This is a genomic window from Erythrobacter sp. HA7-11, from assembly GCF_055693605.1.
In genome coordinates, this window is the sequence record NZ_JBVFUF010000002.1 from 2357286 (window position 1) to 2371391 (window position 14106).

The 14106-nt window shown below is 60.3% G+C and carries 18 protein-coding genes and 1 pseudogene; 7 read left to right on the forward strand and 12 right to left on the reverse strand.

Annotated elements, in window-relative coordinates; all coding sequences use genetic code 11:
• Position 1 precedes the first annotated feature (1 nt).
• Positions 2-860: pseudogene (gene hemF, locus ACZ1GU_RS11990) on the reverse strand (oxygen-dependent coproporphyrinogen oxidase).
• A gap of 118 nt (positions 861-978) precedes the next feature.
• Between hemF and pdeM the strand changes: the two are divergent.
• The 6 genes from pdeM (at position 979) to ACZ1GU_RS12020 (ending at position 6924) form a co-directional block, all read left to right on the forward strand.
• Complete coding sequence (gene pdeM / locus ACZ1GU_RS11995; protein WP_472648217.1) at positions 979-1686, forward strand: ligase-associated DNA damage response endonuclease PdeM; 708 nt, start codon at positions 979-981, stop codon at positions 1684-1686.
• Positions 1687-1784: 98 nt separating this feature from the next.
• Entirely contained in the window at positions 1785-2303 is a 519-nt protein-coding gene (infC, locus tag ACZ1GU_RS12000) for a translation initiation factor IF-3 (RefSeq protein WP_472648218.1), read from the forward strand.
• Between the two features lie 176 nt (positions 2304-2479).
• Complete coding sequence (locus tag ACZ1GU_RS12005) at positions 2480-2845, forward strand: hypothetical protein (RefSeq protein WP_472648219.1); 366 nt, start codon at positions 2480-2482, stop codon at positions 2843-2845.
• Positions 2846-3135: 290 nt separating this feature from the next.
• Positions 3136-4587, forward strand: a complete 1452-nt coding sequence (locus tag ACZ1GU_RS12010; protein WP_472648220.1) for an SLC13 family permease — start codon at positions 3136-3138, stop codon at positions 4585-4587.
• 171 nt (positions 4588-4758) lie between these two features.
• Positions 4759-6078, forward strand: a complete 1320-nt coding sequence (locus ACZ1GU_RS12015; RefSeq protein WP_472648221.1) for a cystathionine gamma-synthase family protein — start codon at positions 4759-4761, stop codon at positions 6076-6078.
• 42 nt (positions 6079-6120) lie between these two features.
• Positions 6121-6924, forward strand: coding sequence for an SDR family NAD(P)-dependent oxidoreductase (locus ACZ1GU_RS12020; RefSeq protein ID WP_472648222.1), 804 nt, complete (start codon positions 6121-6123; stop codon positions 6922-6924).
• A 12-nt stretch (positions 6925-6936) separates the two neighbouring features.
• Here the strand turns inward: ACZ1GU_RS12020 and ACZ1GU_RS12025 are convergent, their stop codons facing one another.
• On the reverse strand, positions 6937-7470 hold the full coding sequence (locus ACZ1GU_RS12025; protein WP_472648223.1) for a J domain-containing protein: 534 nt from the start codon (positions 7468-7470) through the stop codon (positions 6937-6939).
• 170 nt (positions 7471-7640) lie between these two features.
• Here ACZ1GU_RS12025 and ACZ1GU_RS12030 point away from each other — a divergent pair, with 170 nt between their 5' ends.
• The gene (locus tag ACZ1GU_RS12030; protein WP_472648224.1) at positions 7641-7808 is read left to right on the forward strand and encodes a hypothetical protein; all 168 of its coding nucleotides are present in this window, start codon (positions 7641-7643) and stop codon (positions 7806-7808) included.
• Positions 7809-7817: 9 nt separating this feature from the next.
• Here the strand turns inward: ACZ1GU_RS12030 and pal are convergent, their stop codons facing one another.
• From pal to ACZ1GU_RS12080, 10 genes are all read right to left on the reverse strand, one after another.
• The gene (pal, locus tag ACZ1GU_RS12035) at positions 7818-8345 is read right to left on the reverse strand and encodes a peptidoglycan-associated lipoprotein Pal (RefSeq protein WP_472648225.1); all 528 of its coding nucleotides are present in this window, start codon (positions 8343-8345) and stop codon (positions 7818-7820) included.
• Between the two features lie 66 nt (positions 8346-8411).
• Positions 8412-9827 (reverse strand): Tol-Pal system beta propeller repeat protein TolB, encoded by a 1416-nt coding sequence (tolB, locus tag ACZ1GU_RS12040; protein WP_472648226.1) that lies wholly within the window; start codon positions 9825-9827, stop codon positions 8412-8414.
• 5 nt (positions 9828-9832) lie between these two features.
• Entirely contained in the window at positions 9833-10618 is a 786-nt protein-coding gene (locus ACZ1GU_RS12045; RefSeq protein WP_472648227.1) for an energy transducer TonB, read from the reverse strand.
• A 15-nt stretch (positions 10619-10633) separates the two neighbouring features.
• Positions 10634-11077 carry a protein TolR gene (tolR, locus tag ACZ1GU_RS12050; RefSeq protein ID WP_472648228.1) on the reverse strand — a complete coding sequence of 148 codons (444 nt, stop codon included), beginning with the start codon at positions 11075-11077 and terminating at the stop codon, positions 10634-10636.
• Positions 11077-11775: a protein TolQ gene (gene tolQ / locus ACZ1GU_RS12055; protein ID WP_472648229.1), complete on the reverse strand. Its 699-nt coding sequence runs from the start codon at positions 11773-11775 to the stop codon at positions 11077-11079. The genes tolR and tolQ overlap by 1 nt, the downstream gene beginning before the upstream one ends.
• Entirely contained in the window at positions 11772-12224 is a 453-nt protein-coding gene (locus ACZ1GU_RS12060; protein ID WP_472648230.1) for a YbgC/FadM family acyl-CoA thioesterase, read from the reverse strand. The genes tolQ and ACZ1GU_RS12060 overlap by 4 nt, the downstream gene beginning before the upstream one ends.
• A 99-nt stretch (positions 12225-12323) precedes the next feature.
• The gene (locus tag ACZ1GU_RS12065) at positions 12324-12704 is read right to left on the reverse strand and encodes a histidine triad nucleotide-binding protein (protein WP_472648231.1); all 381 of its coding nucleotides are present in this window, start codon (positions 12702-12704) and stop codon (positions 12324-12326) included.
• Complete coding sequence (locus ACZ1GU_RS12070) at positions 12704-13021, reverse strand: phosphoribosyl-ATP diphosphatase (RefSeq protein ID WP_472648232.1); 318 nt, start codon at positions 13019-13021, stop codon at positions 12704-12706. Before ACZ1GU_RS12070 ends, ACZ1GU_RS12065 begins: the two co-directional genes overlap by 1 nt.
• Positions 13022-13032: 11 nt before the next feature.
• Complete coding sequence (hisF, locus tag ACZ1GU_RS12075; RefSeq protein ID WP_472648233.1) at positions 13033-13815, reverse strand: imidazole glycerol phosphate synthase subunit HisF; 783 nt, start codon at positions 13813-13815, stop codon at positions 13033-13035.
• Positions 13812-14102 (reverse strand): hypothetical protein, encoded by a 291-nt coding sequence (locus tag ACZ1GU_RS12080; protein WP_472648234.1) that lies wholly within the window; start codon positions 14100-14102, stop codon positions 13812-13814. The genes hisF and ACZ1GU_RS12080 overlap by 4 nt, the downstream gene beginning before the upstream one ends.
• Positions 14103-14106 lie beyond the last annotated feature (4 nt).

Consider the following 14106-nt stretch of genomic DNA (forward strand, 5'->3'; position numbering starts at 1 on the left):
GTCAAGACCACGTCGCGCGCGGTGGCAGGCTCATCAGGATTGCATCAATGTTGCCGCCGGTCTTCAGGCCGAACAATGTGCCGCGGTCATAGACGAGGTTGAACTCAGCATAGCGCCCGCGATACTCAAGCTGCTGCGCGACATCTGCATCGTTAAAGTCGCTCTCCATCCGCTTGCGCACCAGCGCCGGGTAGATGTCGAGAAAGGCTTTGCCGACATCCTGCGTGAACGCGAGATTGCGGTCGAAGCTTGGCTCGTCCTCGCATTCGAGATGATCGTAGAAAATGCCGCCAACGCCGCGATGCACTTCGCGGTGAGGGATGTAGAAATACTCATCCGCCCACTTCTTGTAGCGCTCATAATAGGTCGGATTATGCGCCATGCAGGCCGCGCGCATACTCGCGTGGAAAGCCTCGGTATCGTCCTTATAGGGAATTGGCGGATTGAGGTCTGCCCCGCCGCCGAACCACGCCTTGCCTGTCGTCAAGAACCGCGTGTTCATATGAACCGCTGGCACATGCGGATTGGTCATATGCGCGACAAGCGAAATGCCTGTGGCGGAAAAGCTGGGATTCTCGGCGCTAGCTCCATTCACTTGGGATGCGAATTCGGGCGAGAAATTGCCGCGGACGGTCGAGACATTGACCCCGACCTTCTCGAACACTTTGCCCTTCATCAGGCCTTGGACCCCGCCGCCGGGATCATCATTACCCGCTTCTTCGCGCGTCCACGGCGTGTACTCAAAGCTCGCATCGGACCCTGCTTCGCGCTCGATCGCTTCAAAAGCCGCGCAAATGGAATCGCGCAAGCTTTCAAACCATTCTTTCGCGCGGTACGGTGTGCGCTGCCCAATCCGTCATCAACTCGATCCCCAATTCACTTCTGGCTTGACCATGACCATTACACCTGGGGTGTCAACGGAAATTGACGCGGATCAAAGCCCTTGCAAAAGCGCTTGCACCGCTTCAAATGAGAGGCATGGTTCCCGTTTCGTTCGCCCCTTTTGACTTCGCCGGAGAAGAGCTGGTTCTGACCAAGTCGAACGCGCTTTACTGGCCGCGTGAAGGCGCACTGCTGGTCGCAGATCTGCACCTTGAAAAGGGCAGCTTCTATGCGCAGCATGGACAAATGCTGCCGCCTTATGACAGCCGCGAAACACTGGAACGGATCGCAGACACCGTGAAGCAGACGGGTGCGCGCCGGGTCATCACTCTTGGCGACAATTTCCACGATGATGACGGGACGCACCGGCTCGATCATTATGCTGCAGGCATGCTCGAATCGCTCACCCGCGCGCTCGACTGGGTTTGGATCACCGGCAATCACGACGAGAATATGGGACGCAGCTTTGGCGCTACCTTGGTCGAGGAGTTGGACCTGTCCGGCATCATCCTGAGGCATGAAGCGAAGCGCGGCGAGACAAGGCCCGAGCTGTCCGGTCATTATCACCCCAAGATGCGGGTAAAGGTCCGCGATCGGCATATCAGCAGGCCGTGCGGGGTGATCAGTCGCAGTGAAGCACGCGCGGATCGCATGATCCTGCCCGCCTTTGGCGCCTACACTGGCGGCATGGATGCAGGCGCTCGTGAGATTTTGGACGCGCTTCAACCCGCCAACGAAATCGACGCAGTACTCGCCGCAAAGGGGAAAATGCTACACTTCCCGATATTTCGCGCCGCCGCGTAAGACTCAACTGGCGTTTCTGCCCGACACACCTTACATAGCGCCCAGCACACTATGGCTATCACAGGAGAATACACATAGCCCGTCCACCTCGGCGTCAGATGGCCCCGCCAACTAAAAGCGGCCCTCGTTATGATGACTATATCCAAGTTCCCAAGGTCCGCGTGATCGACCATGAGGGCGAGAATCTCGGCCTTATGAACACCAGGGAAGCGATTGAGCAGGCGGCGGATGTTGGCCTGAACCTCGTCGAAGTCTCGCCCAACGCAGACCCGCCCGTGTGCAAATTCCTCGATGTCGGCAAATACCGCTACGAAGCCCAGAAAAAGGCCAACGCAGCGCGCAAGACGCAAAAGACGCAAGACATCAAAGAAGTAAAGATGCGTCCGAACATCGACACGCATGATTACGACGTGAAGATGCGCAACGTGAACAAATTCATCGACAACGGCGACAAGGTGAAGGTTACGCTTCGCTTCCGTGGGCGCGAAATGGCGCACCAACATCTTGGCATGGATCTGCTCAAGCGGGTGCAGGAAGATGTCGAGGAGATTGCCAAGGTCGAGGCATTCCCGCGGCTCGAAGGTCGCCAAATGCTGATGGTGCTCGCGCCTAAGTGATAGCAAGCACTTTGAGTTTAAGTAAATTGAGGGCGGAGGCGTTTGGCGCTTTCGCCCTTTTGCTTGGACTGTTGGCACTGAGCGCGTGCGCTACGACTGGCCAATCAGAACCCAGCCGCCCGAGCGCATTCGAGCCGAACGCAGATTACTCGATCTTCATGGCACGCATCGAGAGTATGAAATTTACCGGACTGCCTGAATGTCCGGAAGGCTACATCTGCATGAACTCGTTTTACGACTTGAGGCTGACCCCGATCGAGTACCTTGCGGGCAACAATACGATTGGCACGCACACTTACGCCATCAGCCAACACTCCGCATACAGACGTGGCCTCATCCTTCTGGTTCACGCCAAGCGTGATGGCGAGGGTTTATGGCAATTGGTGGATCGGACAACAGTCTCGCTTGAGGCATGCCTTGGTGATGACGCGATTGAAGGCGCCAAAGCCATTAATGCCGGAACAAGCACTTGGGATACGACCGAAAACGAAGAGACCGAAGAAGTTTGTTTCAATCGGATTTTTCTGCCCGAGGACGAATAGGCAAGTTCGCTTCAAACTCGACGAATATCATTCCAAATCCGACCAATTGCATCGCTACGAAGCCCAATTGATGTAACACAATCTCAAGAACGTCGCCGACCTCCCCTCATGGCGAACGGTTCCGCCGCGCCACCTGCCCCCGGCTGGCGCGGCAATTTTTTATCTACTCCAGTATTGATGCTTTCGCGAATTGACGCCGCGCGCGGGGTTGCACCGCGCCCGGTGTCCTGCGCATAAGTTGGATGGAAGAAGGCAAGAAGCGTGCCATCACGCGAGGGGACTGACTCAGAATGACCGCGCAGCGCATCGGGCGTATTCTCGGGCCCCTGATCTTCGCCATCACCGTGTTCACCGCGCCGCCTGCCGGAATGCCGGAGGGCGCTTGGCTGGTCGCAGGATTAGTCGTGTGGATGGCAAGCTGGTGGATGACCGAGGCTGTCCCGCTGACCGTGACCGCGCTGCTGCCATTTGTAGTGCTGCCCTTTGCCGGGGTCTCGAGCGCGGGCGAAGTCGCCAGCACCTATTACTCGCCAATCCTATTTCTGCTTCTGGGCGGCGCGTTTCTAGCGCTCGCGATTGAGCGGACGAGCCTGCACAAAAGGTTGAGCCTCGCAATCCTGCGCGTTGTCGGCAGCGGTGGCGGGCAGACGCAATTGCTGCTCGCGTTCATGATCGCTGCTGCGCTGCTTTCGATGCTGATCTCCAACACCTCAACGTCGCTGATCATGATGCCAATGGCATTGGCAGTTTTGTCAGGAGGCGCGGTTGCCCGCGCCGCCGTGCCTCCCGAGGTTTCGGTGGATGCCGAAACCGCACCCGATAAAGAAGGCCTTTCCGGCGCGCTCCCCATGGGCATTGCGTTCGCTGCGAGCGTTGGTGGACTCGGCACGCTCGTTGGCTCCCCCACCAATGCCATCGCGGTTGGCCTGCTTGACGAAATGATCGGGGTCGAGATCACCTTTATCGAATGGACGCTTTACGGCCTGCCCATCGTGATCGTCGGCGTGCCGCTCGCCGCGTGGATCATCGCCAGGTTTCAGCGCGTGGCCGACCACCCGTTTGACGTCGCCGCCGCGCGCCAAGCCATCGACACGCATGCCGCCTGGACCAGCGCAGAGCGCCGCCTGATCCCGGTCGTTGCCCTCACCTTCCTCGCATGGATGACAGTGCCGTGGGTCAAGCTGCTGCTCCCCGACGGATCATGGACTAACGGGACGATAGCGATCATCGCCAGCTTCGCGCTGTTCCTTCTGCCCGATGGCACGGGCCGCCCGCTGCTGATCTGGAAAGAGGCCGACCGCGCGCCGTGGGGCGTGATCATGATGTTCGGTGGAGGGCTGGCGCTGGCGGCAGGAATGCAGGCATCGGGCCTTGCCACGTGGCTGGCAGAGGCACTGTTGCCGCTTGAAAGCCTGCCCCTATTCGTGGTCGCTTTGTGCGTCGTGGCGATGATCGTCGTCATTACAGAGTTTGCGAGCAATGTCGCGACGGCAACCGGGATCATCCCAGTGGTCGCCTCTCTGGTGGTCGCGCTGGGAGCGGACCCGCTGCTGCTCGCCATACCTGCCGCGCTCGCGGCTAGCTGGGGCTTTATGCTTCCCGCCGGGACCGGACCCAACGCGATTGCGTGGAGCACCGGACGCATCCGGATCGAGCGTATGGTCGGCGCAGGACTTGTGCTCGATGTACTCGGCGTCTTCCTGATTGTCGGGATGGTGTGGGGAATCGCAGCAGTGGTGTGAGCAAGCACAATGCAGGCCGTTGCAACTGCAACGACTTCGCGATAATCGGGCTTAATTGCATGGGCCGGGCGGAGAGGCGTTCCTGCGGAGGTTAGGAACGGGGGCCGCGCCAGCCTTACCAATCAGCTCCTGCCTTCCTGGGAGCGCGCATTTAAGGAAGGACGCCCGCCCATGACGGAGGCAATCGACCCAACCGACACCCCCACCCCGCGCCGCAACCCAAAGCCCAAGATCACGACCATTGATGGCCGCGAGATGAAGCCAAGCACGCTGATGATGGGGCATGGCTTTGACCCGGCTTTGTCCGAAGGCTCGCTGAAGAGCCCGATCTTCCTCACCTCGACTTTCGCGTTCGAGAATGCAGCGGCGGGCAAGCGCCACTTTGAAGGGATCACCGGCAAACGTCCGGGCGGCGCCGATGGGCTCGTCTACTCGCGCTTCAACGCGCCCAATCAGGAGATCCTCGAAGACCGGCTAGCGATTTGGGACGGTGCGGAGGAAGCGCTCAGCTTCTCCAGCGGCATGACCGCGATCGCGATCCTGATGCTGGCAGCGTGCAAAGCGGGCGATGTAATCGTACACTCCGGTCCGCTCTACGCGGCGAGTGAGGGCTTCGTCGCCAAGATCATGGCGAAGTACGGTGTGACCTATGTCGACTTCCCCGCTGGCGCGACGCGCGAAGAGCTGGACGCGGTGATGGCGAAAGCCAAGGCGCAGGCCGAAGCACAAGGCTGCGAAGTGCCGCTGATCTACCTCGAAAGCCCGGGCAACCCGACCAATGCGTTGGTCGATATCGAGGCAGTGCGTGATGCGCGCGATGCGCACTTCGAGGCCGATGCCTGCCCGATCGCGATCGACAACACCTTCCTCGGCCCACTATGGCAGCGCCCGCTGGATCACGGCGCGGATCTCGTCGTCTACTCGCTTACCAAGTATGTGGGTGGCCATTCCGATCTCGTCGCAGGCAGCGTATCGGGCAAAAAGCGCTTCATCGATGCGATCCGCGCGCTGCGCAACACAATGGGCGGCATTTGCGATCCGAACACCGCGTGGATGCTGTGCCGCAGTCTGGAAACGGTCGAGCTGCGCATGCAGCGTGCGGGCGAGAACGCGGCGAAGGTGTGCGACTTCCTGTCGAAGCATCCCAAGGTCGAAGGGCTCGGCTATCTCGGCATGATAAAGGACGCGCGCCAGCAGGACATCTATGACCGGCATTGCCTTGGCGCTGGATCGACCTTCAGCGTGTTCATCAAGGGCGGCGAGGCCGAATGCTTCCGCTTCCTCGATGCGCTCAAGATCGCGAAGCTGGCGGTAAGCCTCGGCGGAACCGAGACGCTGGCGAGCCACCCGGCCTCGATGACGCACCTGTCTGTTCCACAAGGGCGCAAAGACGCGCTAGGCATCACCGACAATCTGGTGCGGATCAGCATCGGGATTGAGGATCCGGACGATCTGATCGCTGACTTCGAACAGGCACTGGAAGCGGTGTGATCGCTGCCCTACACTCCTCACCGGTTCGGTAAGGAGTGACGCATGACTGACAACCGTAGACCCGTGATGCTCGTGATTGGCGCAGGCGCGGGGATTGGCGGTCATGTCGCCAAGCGCTTTGCAGCGGGCGGCTATCACGCGGTGCTAGCAAGGCGGTCTGATGAGGACGGCCTGGCGAAGCTGGTCGGCGCAATCGAGGAAGCGGGCGGTTCGGCCAGTGGAACACTGCTCAATGCAAGCGACGATGGGTCGATTGAGGAACTGGTCGAACGGATCGAGCGCGATATCGGGCCGATTGATTGCGCGCTCTACAATCTGGGCGCGCAGATCGGGAACCGGGCGCTTGCCGATACGCCGCGCCGCACGTTTGAGCTCGGCTGGCGGCTCGGGTGCTTCGGGCTGTTCCGGCTTGCCCATGCGATGTTCCCCGCGATGGTGGAGCGAGGCGAAGGCAGCTTGCTTGTCACATCAGCTACCGCCGCCGTGCGCGGAAATGCCGGACAGCACAGCCATGCCGCTGCGATGGGCGGGCGGCGCATGCTTTGCCAGACGCTCAATGCCGAGTTCGGCCCGCAAGGCATTCACGTCGCGAATGTCGTGGTCGATGGCTCGGTCGATGCACCTGACACTTTGGGCAAGCTGCTTGGCGAAAATTTCGACGCCTACAAAGCCTCAAAAGGCGAAGATGGCGTGATTGACCCGGCAGCGCTGGCGGAGACCTATTGGCACTTGGCGCAGCAACCCAAGAATTGCTGGACGCATGAGATCGACGCGCGGCCCTGGACCGATACTGCCTGGTGGAATGACAATCCGATCACAGCGATCGATACCGGCGCGAAGAAGTAAACGGCTTGCGCCCTACCCCTTCCACTCGCGGCGTTCTTCGGCCTGACGCAGCACTTCGTAGCTCACCTGGATCGCCTGAAACTGCTTGGCGGCTTCCTCATCGCCCGGTTTCACATCGGGATGCACTTCTTTAGCCTTCGCCCGGTAAGCCTTCTTCACCGCTGCAAAATCCGCATCGGCTTCCAGCTCTAACACTTCGAGCGCGCGCATCTCGTCATCGCTGCGCGATCCATCGCCGGACCCGGTCCAGCCATAATGCGATGCCTCGGCATAGCCTGAGTTATCGCGCCGCTCGGCCTTGGCGCGCTCGGCTGCCTCTTCCTTGTCGAGCCCTTCGAAGTAATCCCACTTGCGATTGTATTCAGCCGCATGCTTCTGACAGAAGTACCAGCGGTCGGGGTTGTTCGGTGACTTGGGCGCCGGGCAGTCGCCCTTCTCTTCGCAGCCATGCCGGTCGCACAGCCGCACCGTCGCGGCCTCGCGCGATTCCTCATAGCCCCGCCAGCGCGGAAAGCCCCAATCGTCGGAACGGCGTGCCTTAGGCATGGAAATCCAGGCGCATTGCTGTTGGTCGAGAGAACATGGTCTCTTGTCTAGGGATGGTGGAGCGGAATTGGAAGGTGTGGGAACAAGTTGCGATACGAAATGTTGCATTGCAACGAAGCGTTCATGATTGGACGATAAAGCACACCCGCTTTCAAAGGCTTGAGGACCAAATGAGCCCCCAACTTGCTATTTCCAGCGTATTCTCGGTTGCCGCTATGGCTGCGCTTTCCGTGGTAAGCGTGAGCACTGCGGATCGTGCGCCGATGGGCCAATCACCGTTTGCGGTGCAGGCCGAGATGCCGAGCCTTCCTTCGCTCGGTCCCGACCTGCTCCCTTAAACCCGCAAATCAGTTAATGACGATGCTGGCAGCGCGGCGGTTCTGCGCCCACGCAGCTTCATTTGAACCGAGTGCGACCGGGCGCTCTTTGCCATAGCTAACGGTGGTGATGCGGTTTGCCGGAATACCCAGGCTGACCAGATAATTCTTCGCCGAGTTCGCGCGCCGCTCACCTAGAGCGAGGTTGTATTCGCGCGTGCCGCGCTCGTCAGCATGGCCTTCAATCGTGATCCGCACCTGCGAATACTGGCCGAGATATTGCGCCTGCGTTTGCAACTTCGCCGCATCCTGGCTGTCGATGTTAAAGCGGTCGGTGTCGAAATAGACCACCGTGTTGCTCGCACCAACAGAATCTTCGAAATGCGCTTGCGTGCCGGGGCCAGCAACGCTGGTCGTCGGCGCGGTCGAAACTGGCGGCGCCTCGGTTGCAGAAGGCGCTGGCGGAAGATCTTCGGGCGGCTTCTTTGCGCAAGCCGCGAGTATGCTCACGGTAGATAGCAACGCTATCGCTGCGATACGTCTGCTTGGGACAGTCATGGCAAATCCTCTCTTTCTATTATTGGCCGAAGCGGGGTTTCCGGCCTTTGGTGTTTTACTAGCACATTAGTCGCGGATCGGGCCCCATGCAGGGTCCGATGCGTCAACCGGGGTCTGCAAACGGCGTTCATTGCGCCCGGTCAGATCGACCTGGTGCAGACCGGAACGACCAGAATTGCGCGCTGTACGAAAGAACTGAATGATCCGTCCGTTCGGTGCCCATGTCGGCGCTTCGTCCTGCCAGCCATTGGTTAGCACCCGAAGGTTACGTCCCGCTGGCGTCATGACGGCAATGTTAAAGTCGCCTGCAATACGGGTGAAGGCGATCTGATCGCCGCGCGGGCTCCATTCTGGCGTCGCACAACGTCCGCCGAAGAATGTGATGCGGCGCTGGTTCGATCCGTCCGCGTCCATGACATAACATTGCTGCGAGCCGGATCGGTCGCTTTCAAAGACGATCCGGCGACCATCAGGCGAGTAGGATCCGCCAATGTCGATGCCTGGAGTGTCGGTCAGCCGCACGCTGCGCCCGCCACCGGCGGACACACGGTAAATGTCCGTATTGCCGTTCACCGCCATCGAATAGAGGATGCTGCGACCATCGGGCGACCAGCGCGGGGCGAAGGTCGGGTTGCCGGTCTCGGCCACCAGGGTCTGCTTACCCGTGCCGATATCATAGACATAGATGCGCGGATTGCCGTCGACATAGGACAGGTAGAGCAGCTGCGAGTAATCGGGCGAATAGCGCGGGGTGAGCGCGGTCGCGCTGCCGAGCGTGAGGAACCGGTGGTTAGCCCCATCGCTGTCCATAATCGCAAGCCGCTTTACCCGATTATCTTTCGGCCCGGTCTCCGCGATGTATGCGATGCGGCTGTCAAAGAACGGGCTTTCACCGGTCAGCCGCGAATAGATGAGGTCAGAGCACTTGTGCGCTGCACGCCGCCAATCCGCAGGGCGCACTTCCCATCCCCGGCGCTCCAGCTCGCTCTGCAACGCGACGTCGTAAAGGTAGCAGCCGACGGTGAGATTGCCGTTTGGTGCAGAGGTAACAAAACCCTGCACCAGCATTTCAGCGCCGCGACCGCTCCAGCTGCCCCATGATGGCGCTTTGATTTGCGGGAAGCTTGGCTTGGGCAGAGCGTCCGGCCCGGTCGGCTTGAAGATGCCATTGTTGCGCAAATTGGCGGTAATGACGCGGGCGATCTCCTGACCCAGAGCGGCGGTGCCATTGGCGTTGGCCGGAGTTGGCCGGTCGCGATCGGTGGCGAAAGCGGGAATGGCGATGCCGAGGTCTTCCCAATCGCTTTCATCGGTGACCGAACCGGTCAGCCCGCCTTCTTCGGCTTCTTCATCCCCGAAGGCGGTCGAGACAGAGCCACCTTCACCCACCGGCTCGCCCAGGTCTTCGTTTTGGGCAGCCAATGGCGCCGCGAAAAGCGCGAATGCCAAAGGAAGGGATAAATGCGTGAGAGTGAATCTCATGGTCGTCAAAGCCTTCTATCGAAACGCCAAGCTGAAATGGTTTTCCAGCCGTTGTAATACTGATCAGGAAGATCGAAAGGTGCGGCAAGCTGAATTGCTTTAATTACACGTTCGCAGTGCAAATTCGCCTGTGGTCTGTTGGACGGCGTGATCGTGTTCGCCTGTGTTGTGCAGCGTGGGCGGCCATTCAGAGAGCCATCGGGGTTGAGCCGCCATGAGGCAACCGACACCAGCTTTTCGGCGTCCACACCCTGTGGCGCGCTCCAATGCGGGCGCAATTGCCGCGTAATCTCAGATCGCAAACTCGCCTGCGCACTTGCGCCGATCTGCGAAGCGGGAATGCGCGTATCATCGGTATTGGTCGAACTTCCCGAGCCGCCCAGGAAATTGTCGCCAATCCGGCTTCCCCCACCCGTCCTCGGTGTCTCGCTTGATCGCGGGGTCGGCGTATTGCGCGGGGTTGGCGTATTTCTGGGAGTTGGCCGCGCGTCCGGCGTCGCCTGAGTGGTGTCGGGCTGAACATCAGGCTGCTGCTCGGGCGGGGCGATCTCGTCCGAAACCTCCGGCGCAATCGCTGCGCGGCTATCCGCCACCGGGTCGGGCGCGGTCGATTCCAGGCTGACTTCGGTGGCCAAGCTCACCGTCATCCGCTCGGGGATCGCGATCAGCTCATCGCGCACGGGCTGGAGCAAGAGCAGCGCAACCACGCCGACATGCAGCGCCAGCGCAACGATCAGACCGATGCGCTCTTCGCCGCGAAATCCGGCTGGTTGAGTGGCAAGCTCGCTCATTTCTCCCTCAACTGGCTATGGCGGCGTAACTGAACCGCTGGTGACCAGCGAAATCGAGGAGAACCCGGCGCGGTTCAACTCACCCATGACAGCCATCACTCTGCCGTAATCGAGTGTCCGGTCACCGCGCAGCACGATTTGCGGCTGCTCGCCAGAGGCCTGACGGTCGATTTGTGCGAGTGCTTCGGGGAAGGTGCCCGGTTCGACGCGCGCATCGTCGATGTAGATCACGCCTGCGCCGTCGATGGAGACCGTAATCTGTTCGGGTGTTTGATCGATTGGGTTGGCGCGGCTTTCGGGCAGCTCAATCGGAACACCTGAGGCCAGCAGAGGCGCGGTCACCATGAAGATGATCAGCAGCACGAGCATTACGTCGACGAACGGCGTGACGTTGATCTCCGCCATCGGCGCCCGGCGCGAACGGCGGGATTTGCCGCGCGAAGGCATGGATATAGCCATCAGGTTTTATCCAACTCGCGGCTGAGCCCGGCATGAAACCGGTCGGCAAAGCGCTGCAAGCGCGCTTCGAACCGGTTAACCCGCTGGCTAAAGCGGTTGTAGGCGATGACCGCCGGGATCGCCGCGAACAGACCGATAGCCGTCGCAAAAAGAGCTTCTGAGATACCCGGCGCGACCACCGCGAGCGAAGAGCTTTCCTGCGCGCCGATCTGGAAGAAGCTGTTCATGATGCCCCAAACCGTGCCGAACAGGCCGACAAATGGCGCGACCGATCCGGTTGTCGCAAGAAACCCGAGCCGCTCCGCCAATTCATCCGCCTCGAACGCCACCTGGCTCTCCATCGCCGATGCGATCCGCTGACGCGCCGCATCCTTGTCGACGCTGACCGCCTTGGTCGACGCCTTCCATTCGCGCAGACCTTTTGCCGCGACGCGGGCCGATGCGACCTCTTTCTGCGAACGTTTGCCGAGCACCGCTTCGTAATCGTTCGCCTCGAAGAAATCCTCTTCATATCCGCGCGCCTTGCGCTCCATTCCGCCGATGCGAAGGCTGAATGAGACGATGATCATCCACACCCAGATGCTGGCGAGGATCAGGCCTGCCATCACCAATTGCACGACGATATCTGCGTCGAGAAACAGCTCGACCGGATCGAGCCGGGTCGGCGCGCTCGCAGCCAAAAGAGAAAGCGTAGTCATGTGTATTGGGCTTCCATAAATGAATGAAAAGCGGCGCGCCATTCTGCCGGTTGGCGGCGCGGACGGCCTTCAAGAGTGATAAATCCGACGCGCAAGTGCGCCTCGCACAAGACATCATTGCCGCGCCGGGCGATCTGGTGCATTCGGCAACTCGCTGCGCCAAGCTCAGTGCAGGTCGTCTCGATCACCACATCGTCATCGAGCTTTGCGGGCCGCACATATTTGAGGTTCACCTCAGACAGAGCGTAAGCACCCTCGCCCGATTCAATCGCAGCGCGCTGGTCAATTTCCAGCAATCGCAAAAGGTCGGAACGTGCGCGCTCGAACCAGCGCAGATAATTGGCGTGATAGGTGATGCCCGACAGGTCAGTGTCCTCGTAATAGACGCGCACGGCGTAAAGATGCCGCGTGCCGTCGATAAGTCCACCGGGAGGAGCAGGGTTAACCATCGCATGTCACCTAACCCAGCGCGGAATCGCTGGGAAGAGCGCATTGCTATGCGATAGATGAACGGCGATGAAATGAATCTGGCGTGCGGTCAGTTGCGCTTATCGCTTCCAGATCATCGGTCCCAAAGGCTCACCGCCAAAAATATGCACGTGCAGGTGCGGCACTTCCTGCCCGCCATGCGCGCCAATGTTCGCAAGCAAGCGGTAACCCGGCTCGACCAGCCCCTTTGCCCGCGCCACTTTGCCAACCGCGCGCACGAAACCGCCGATTTCGGCATCCGACGCTTTGGTAGAAAAATCATCCCAGCTGACATATTTGCCCTTGGGGATCACCAGAGTGTGCACCTCTGCCTGGGGGTTGATGTCCTCAAACGCGAAGGCCCACTCATCCTCATAGACTGTGTTCGACGGAATTTCCCCGCGCAGAATCTTCGCGAAGATGTTGTCGTCATCATAGGGAAGCGTTGGATCAATCGGCATTACGCATCTCCGCGAGAGACTTTTTCATCGAGGCCCGAGACCCCCTCACGCCGGTCCAGTTCGGCGAGGACATGATCGAAGCTGACGCCCTTTGCCTGCAACAGCACCAGCAGGTGAAACATCAGATCGGCGGCCTCGCCGACCAATTCCTCGTTGCTGCCCGAAAGCGCCGCGATCACCGCTTCGGTCGCCTCTTCGCCCACTTTCTGCGCGATTTTGGGCAGGCCTCTGGCGTTGAGGCTGGCGACATAGGAGCTGTCTGGCGCGGCGGCGGTGCGCGATGCAATCGTCTTTTCGAGGCGTTCAAGTGTGGTCATGATTGCCCTTTCTAAACCCCTCGCGCTGGAAGGCCAGCCGCGCGTAGAGCCTCGTGAGCTTCGGAAACGCTGTGCGTGCCAAAGTGGAAGATGCTCGCGGCCAGAACCGCGCTCGCATGCCCCTTGGTCACGCCTTCGACCAGATGATCGAGCGTGCCCACCCCGCCGCTGGCAATCACCGGCACACTGACGGCGTCGGCAATCGTGCGGGTCAGCTCCAGATCGTATCCCGCCTGCGTCCCGTCGCCATCCATGCTGGTGACGAGCAGTTCTCCTGCGCCCAATTCCGCGACCTGCTTGGCATATTCGACCGCGTTGATCCCGGTCGGCTTGCGCCCGCCATGGGTAAAGATTTCCCACTGCGGCACCGCCTCACCCACCGGCAGGATCACCCGCCGCGCATCAACGCTCGCGACCACGCATTGGCTGCCGAACTTCTCGGCGATTTCGCGCACCAACTCGGGCCGAGCCACCGCAGCAGAATTGATCGCGACCTTGTCTGCGCCTGCGAGCAGCAATTCGCGCGCATCCTCTACGCTGCGCACACCGCCGCCGACGGTGAGCGGCATAAAGCACACCTCCGCCGTCCGCCGGACCATATCGAGCAGCGTCCCGCGCCCTTCGTGGCTCGCGGAAATGTCGAGGAAGCACAACTCATCCGCGCCCGCCGCATCATAGGCGCGCGCTTGCTCGACCGGATCGCCTGCGTCTTTGAGGTCAACGAAATTGACGCCCTTCACCACGCGCCCATCAGCGACATCGAGACACGGAATGACACGGATACGGACTGTCATTGATCAATCTCCTGCGGGACCGACGATAATACCCCGCTTTCCAGACATTCATCGCCAGAGCAATCATCTCCCGACTGAAAGGCGATAAGTAGATAGGGCCAAAGGAAGCTGGCGAAGAACGCGCCCGCCATGCCGTAAACGAGGCCATTGGTTCCAAATCGCGGCTCGATGAATTTGACCACGCCCAGCGCGAGCAACAGGAACACCACCACATTGATCATCGCGTATTCGACTGTGCCGACGGTAACCCCGGCAAGGAAGGTGAGTCCAAGAAAAAGGCAGCCCATTTGT

Bases quoted from the DNA above. Each gene is read 5' to 3' on its own strand.
- pdeM (WP_472648217.1), top strand. From the start codon at position 979: ATGGTTCCCGTTTCGTTCGCCCCTTTTGACTTCGCCGGAGAAGAGCTG.
- infC (WP_472648218.1), top strand. From the start codon at position 1,785: ATGGCCCCGCCAACTAAAAGCGGCCCTCGTTATGATGACTATATCCAA.
- ACZ1GU_RS12005 (WP_472648219.1), top strand. From the start codon at position 2,480: ATGAAATTTACCGGACTGCCTGAATGTCCGGAAGGCTACATCTGCATG.
- ACZ1GU_RS12010 (WP_472648220.1), top strand. From the start codon at position 3,136: ATGACCGCGCAGCGCATCGGGCGTATTCTCGGGCCCCTGATCTTCGCC.
- ACZ1GU_RS12015 (WP_472648221.1), top strand. From the start codon at position 4,759: ATGACGGAGGCAATCGACCCAACCGACACCCCCACCCCGCGCCGCAAC.
- ACZ1GU_RS12020 (WP_472648222.1), top strand. From the start codon at position 6,121: ATGACTGACAACCGTAGACCCGTGATGCTCGTGATTGGCGCAGGCGCG.
- ACZ1GU_RS12025 (WP_472648223.1), bottom strand. From the start codon at position 7,470: ATGCCTAAGGCACGCCGTTCCGACGATTGGGGCTTTCCGCGCTGGCGG.
- ACZ1GU_RS12030 (WP_472648224.1), top strand. From the start codon at position 7,641: ATGAGCCCCCAACTTGCTATTTCCAGCGTATTCTCGGTTGCCGCTATG.
- pal (WP_472648225.1), bottom strand. From the start codon at position 8,345: ATGACTGTCCCAAGCAGACGTATCGCAGCGATAGCGTTGCTATCTACC.
- tolB (WP_472648226.1), bottom strand. From the start codon at position 9,827: ATGAGATTCACTCTCACGCATTTATCCCTTCCTTTGGCATTCGCGCTT.
- ACZ1GU_RS12045 (WP_472648227.1), bottom strand. From the start codon at position 10,618: ATGAGCGAGCTTGCCACTCAACCAGCCGGATTTCGCGGCGAAGAGCGC.
- tolR (WP_472648228.1), bottom strand. From the start codon at position 11,077: ATGGCTATATCCATGCCTTCGCGCGGCAAATCCCGCCGTTCGCGCCGG.
- tolQ (WP_472648229.1), bottom strand. From the start codon at position 11,775: ATGACTACGCTTTCTCTTTTGGCTGCGAGCGCGCCGACCCGGCTCGAT.
- ACZ1GU_RS12060 (WP_472648230.1), bottom strand. From the start codon at position 12,224: ATGGTTAACCCTGCTCCTCCCGGTGGACTTATCGACGGCACGCGGCAT.
- ACZ1GU_RS12065 (WP_472648231.1), bottom strand. From the start codon at position 12,704: ATGCCGATTGATCCAACGCTTCCCTATGATGACGACAACATCTTCGCG.
- ACZ1GU_RS12070 (WP_472648232.1), bottom strand. From the start codon at position 13,021: ATGACCACACTTGAACGCCTCGAAAAGACGATTGCATCGCGCACCGCC.
- hisF (WP_472648233.1), bottom strand. From the start codon at position 13,815: ATGACAGTCCGTATCCGTGTCATTCCGTGTCTCGATGTCGCTGATGGG.
- ACZ1GU_RS12080 (WP_472648234.1), bottom strand. From the start codon at position 14,102: ATGGGCTGCCTTTTTCTTGGACTCACCTTCCTTGCCGGGGTTACCGTC.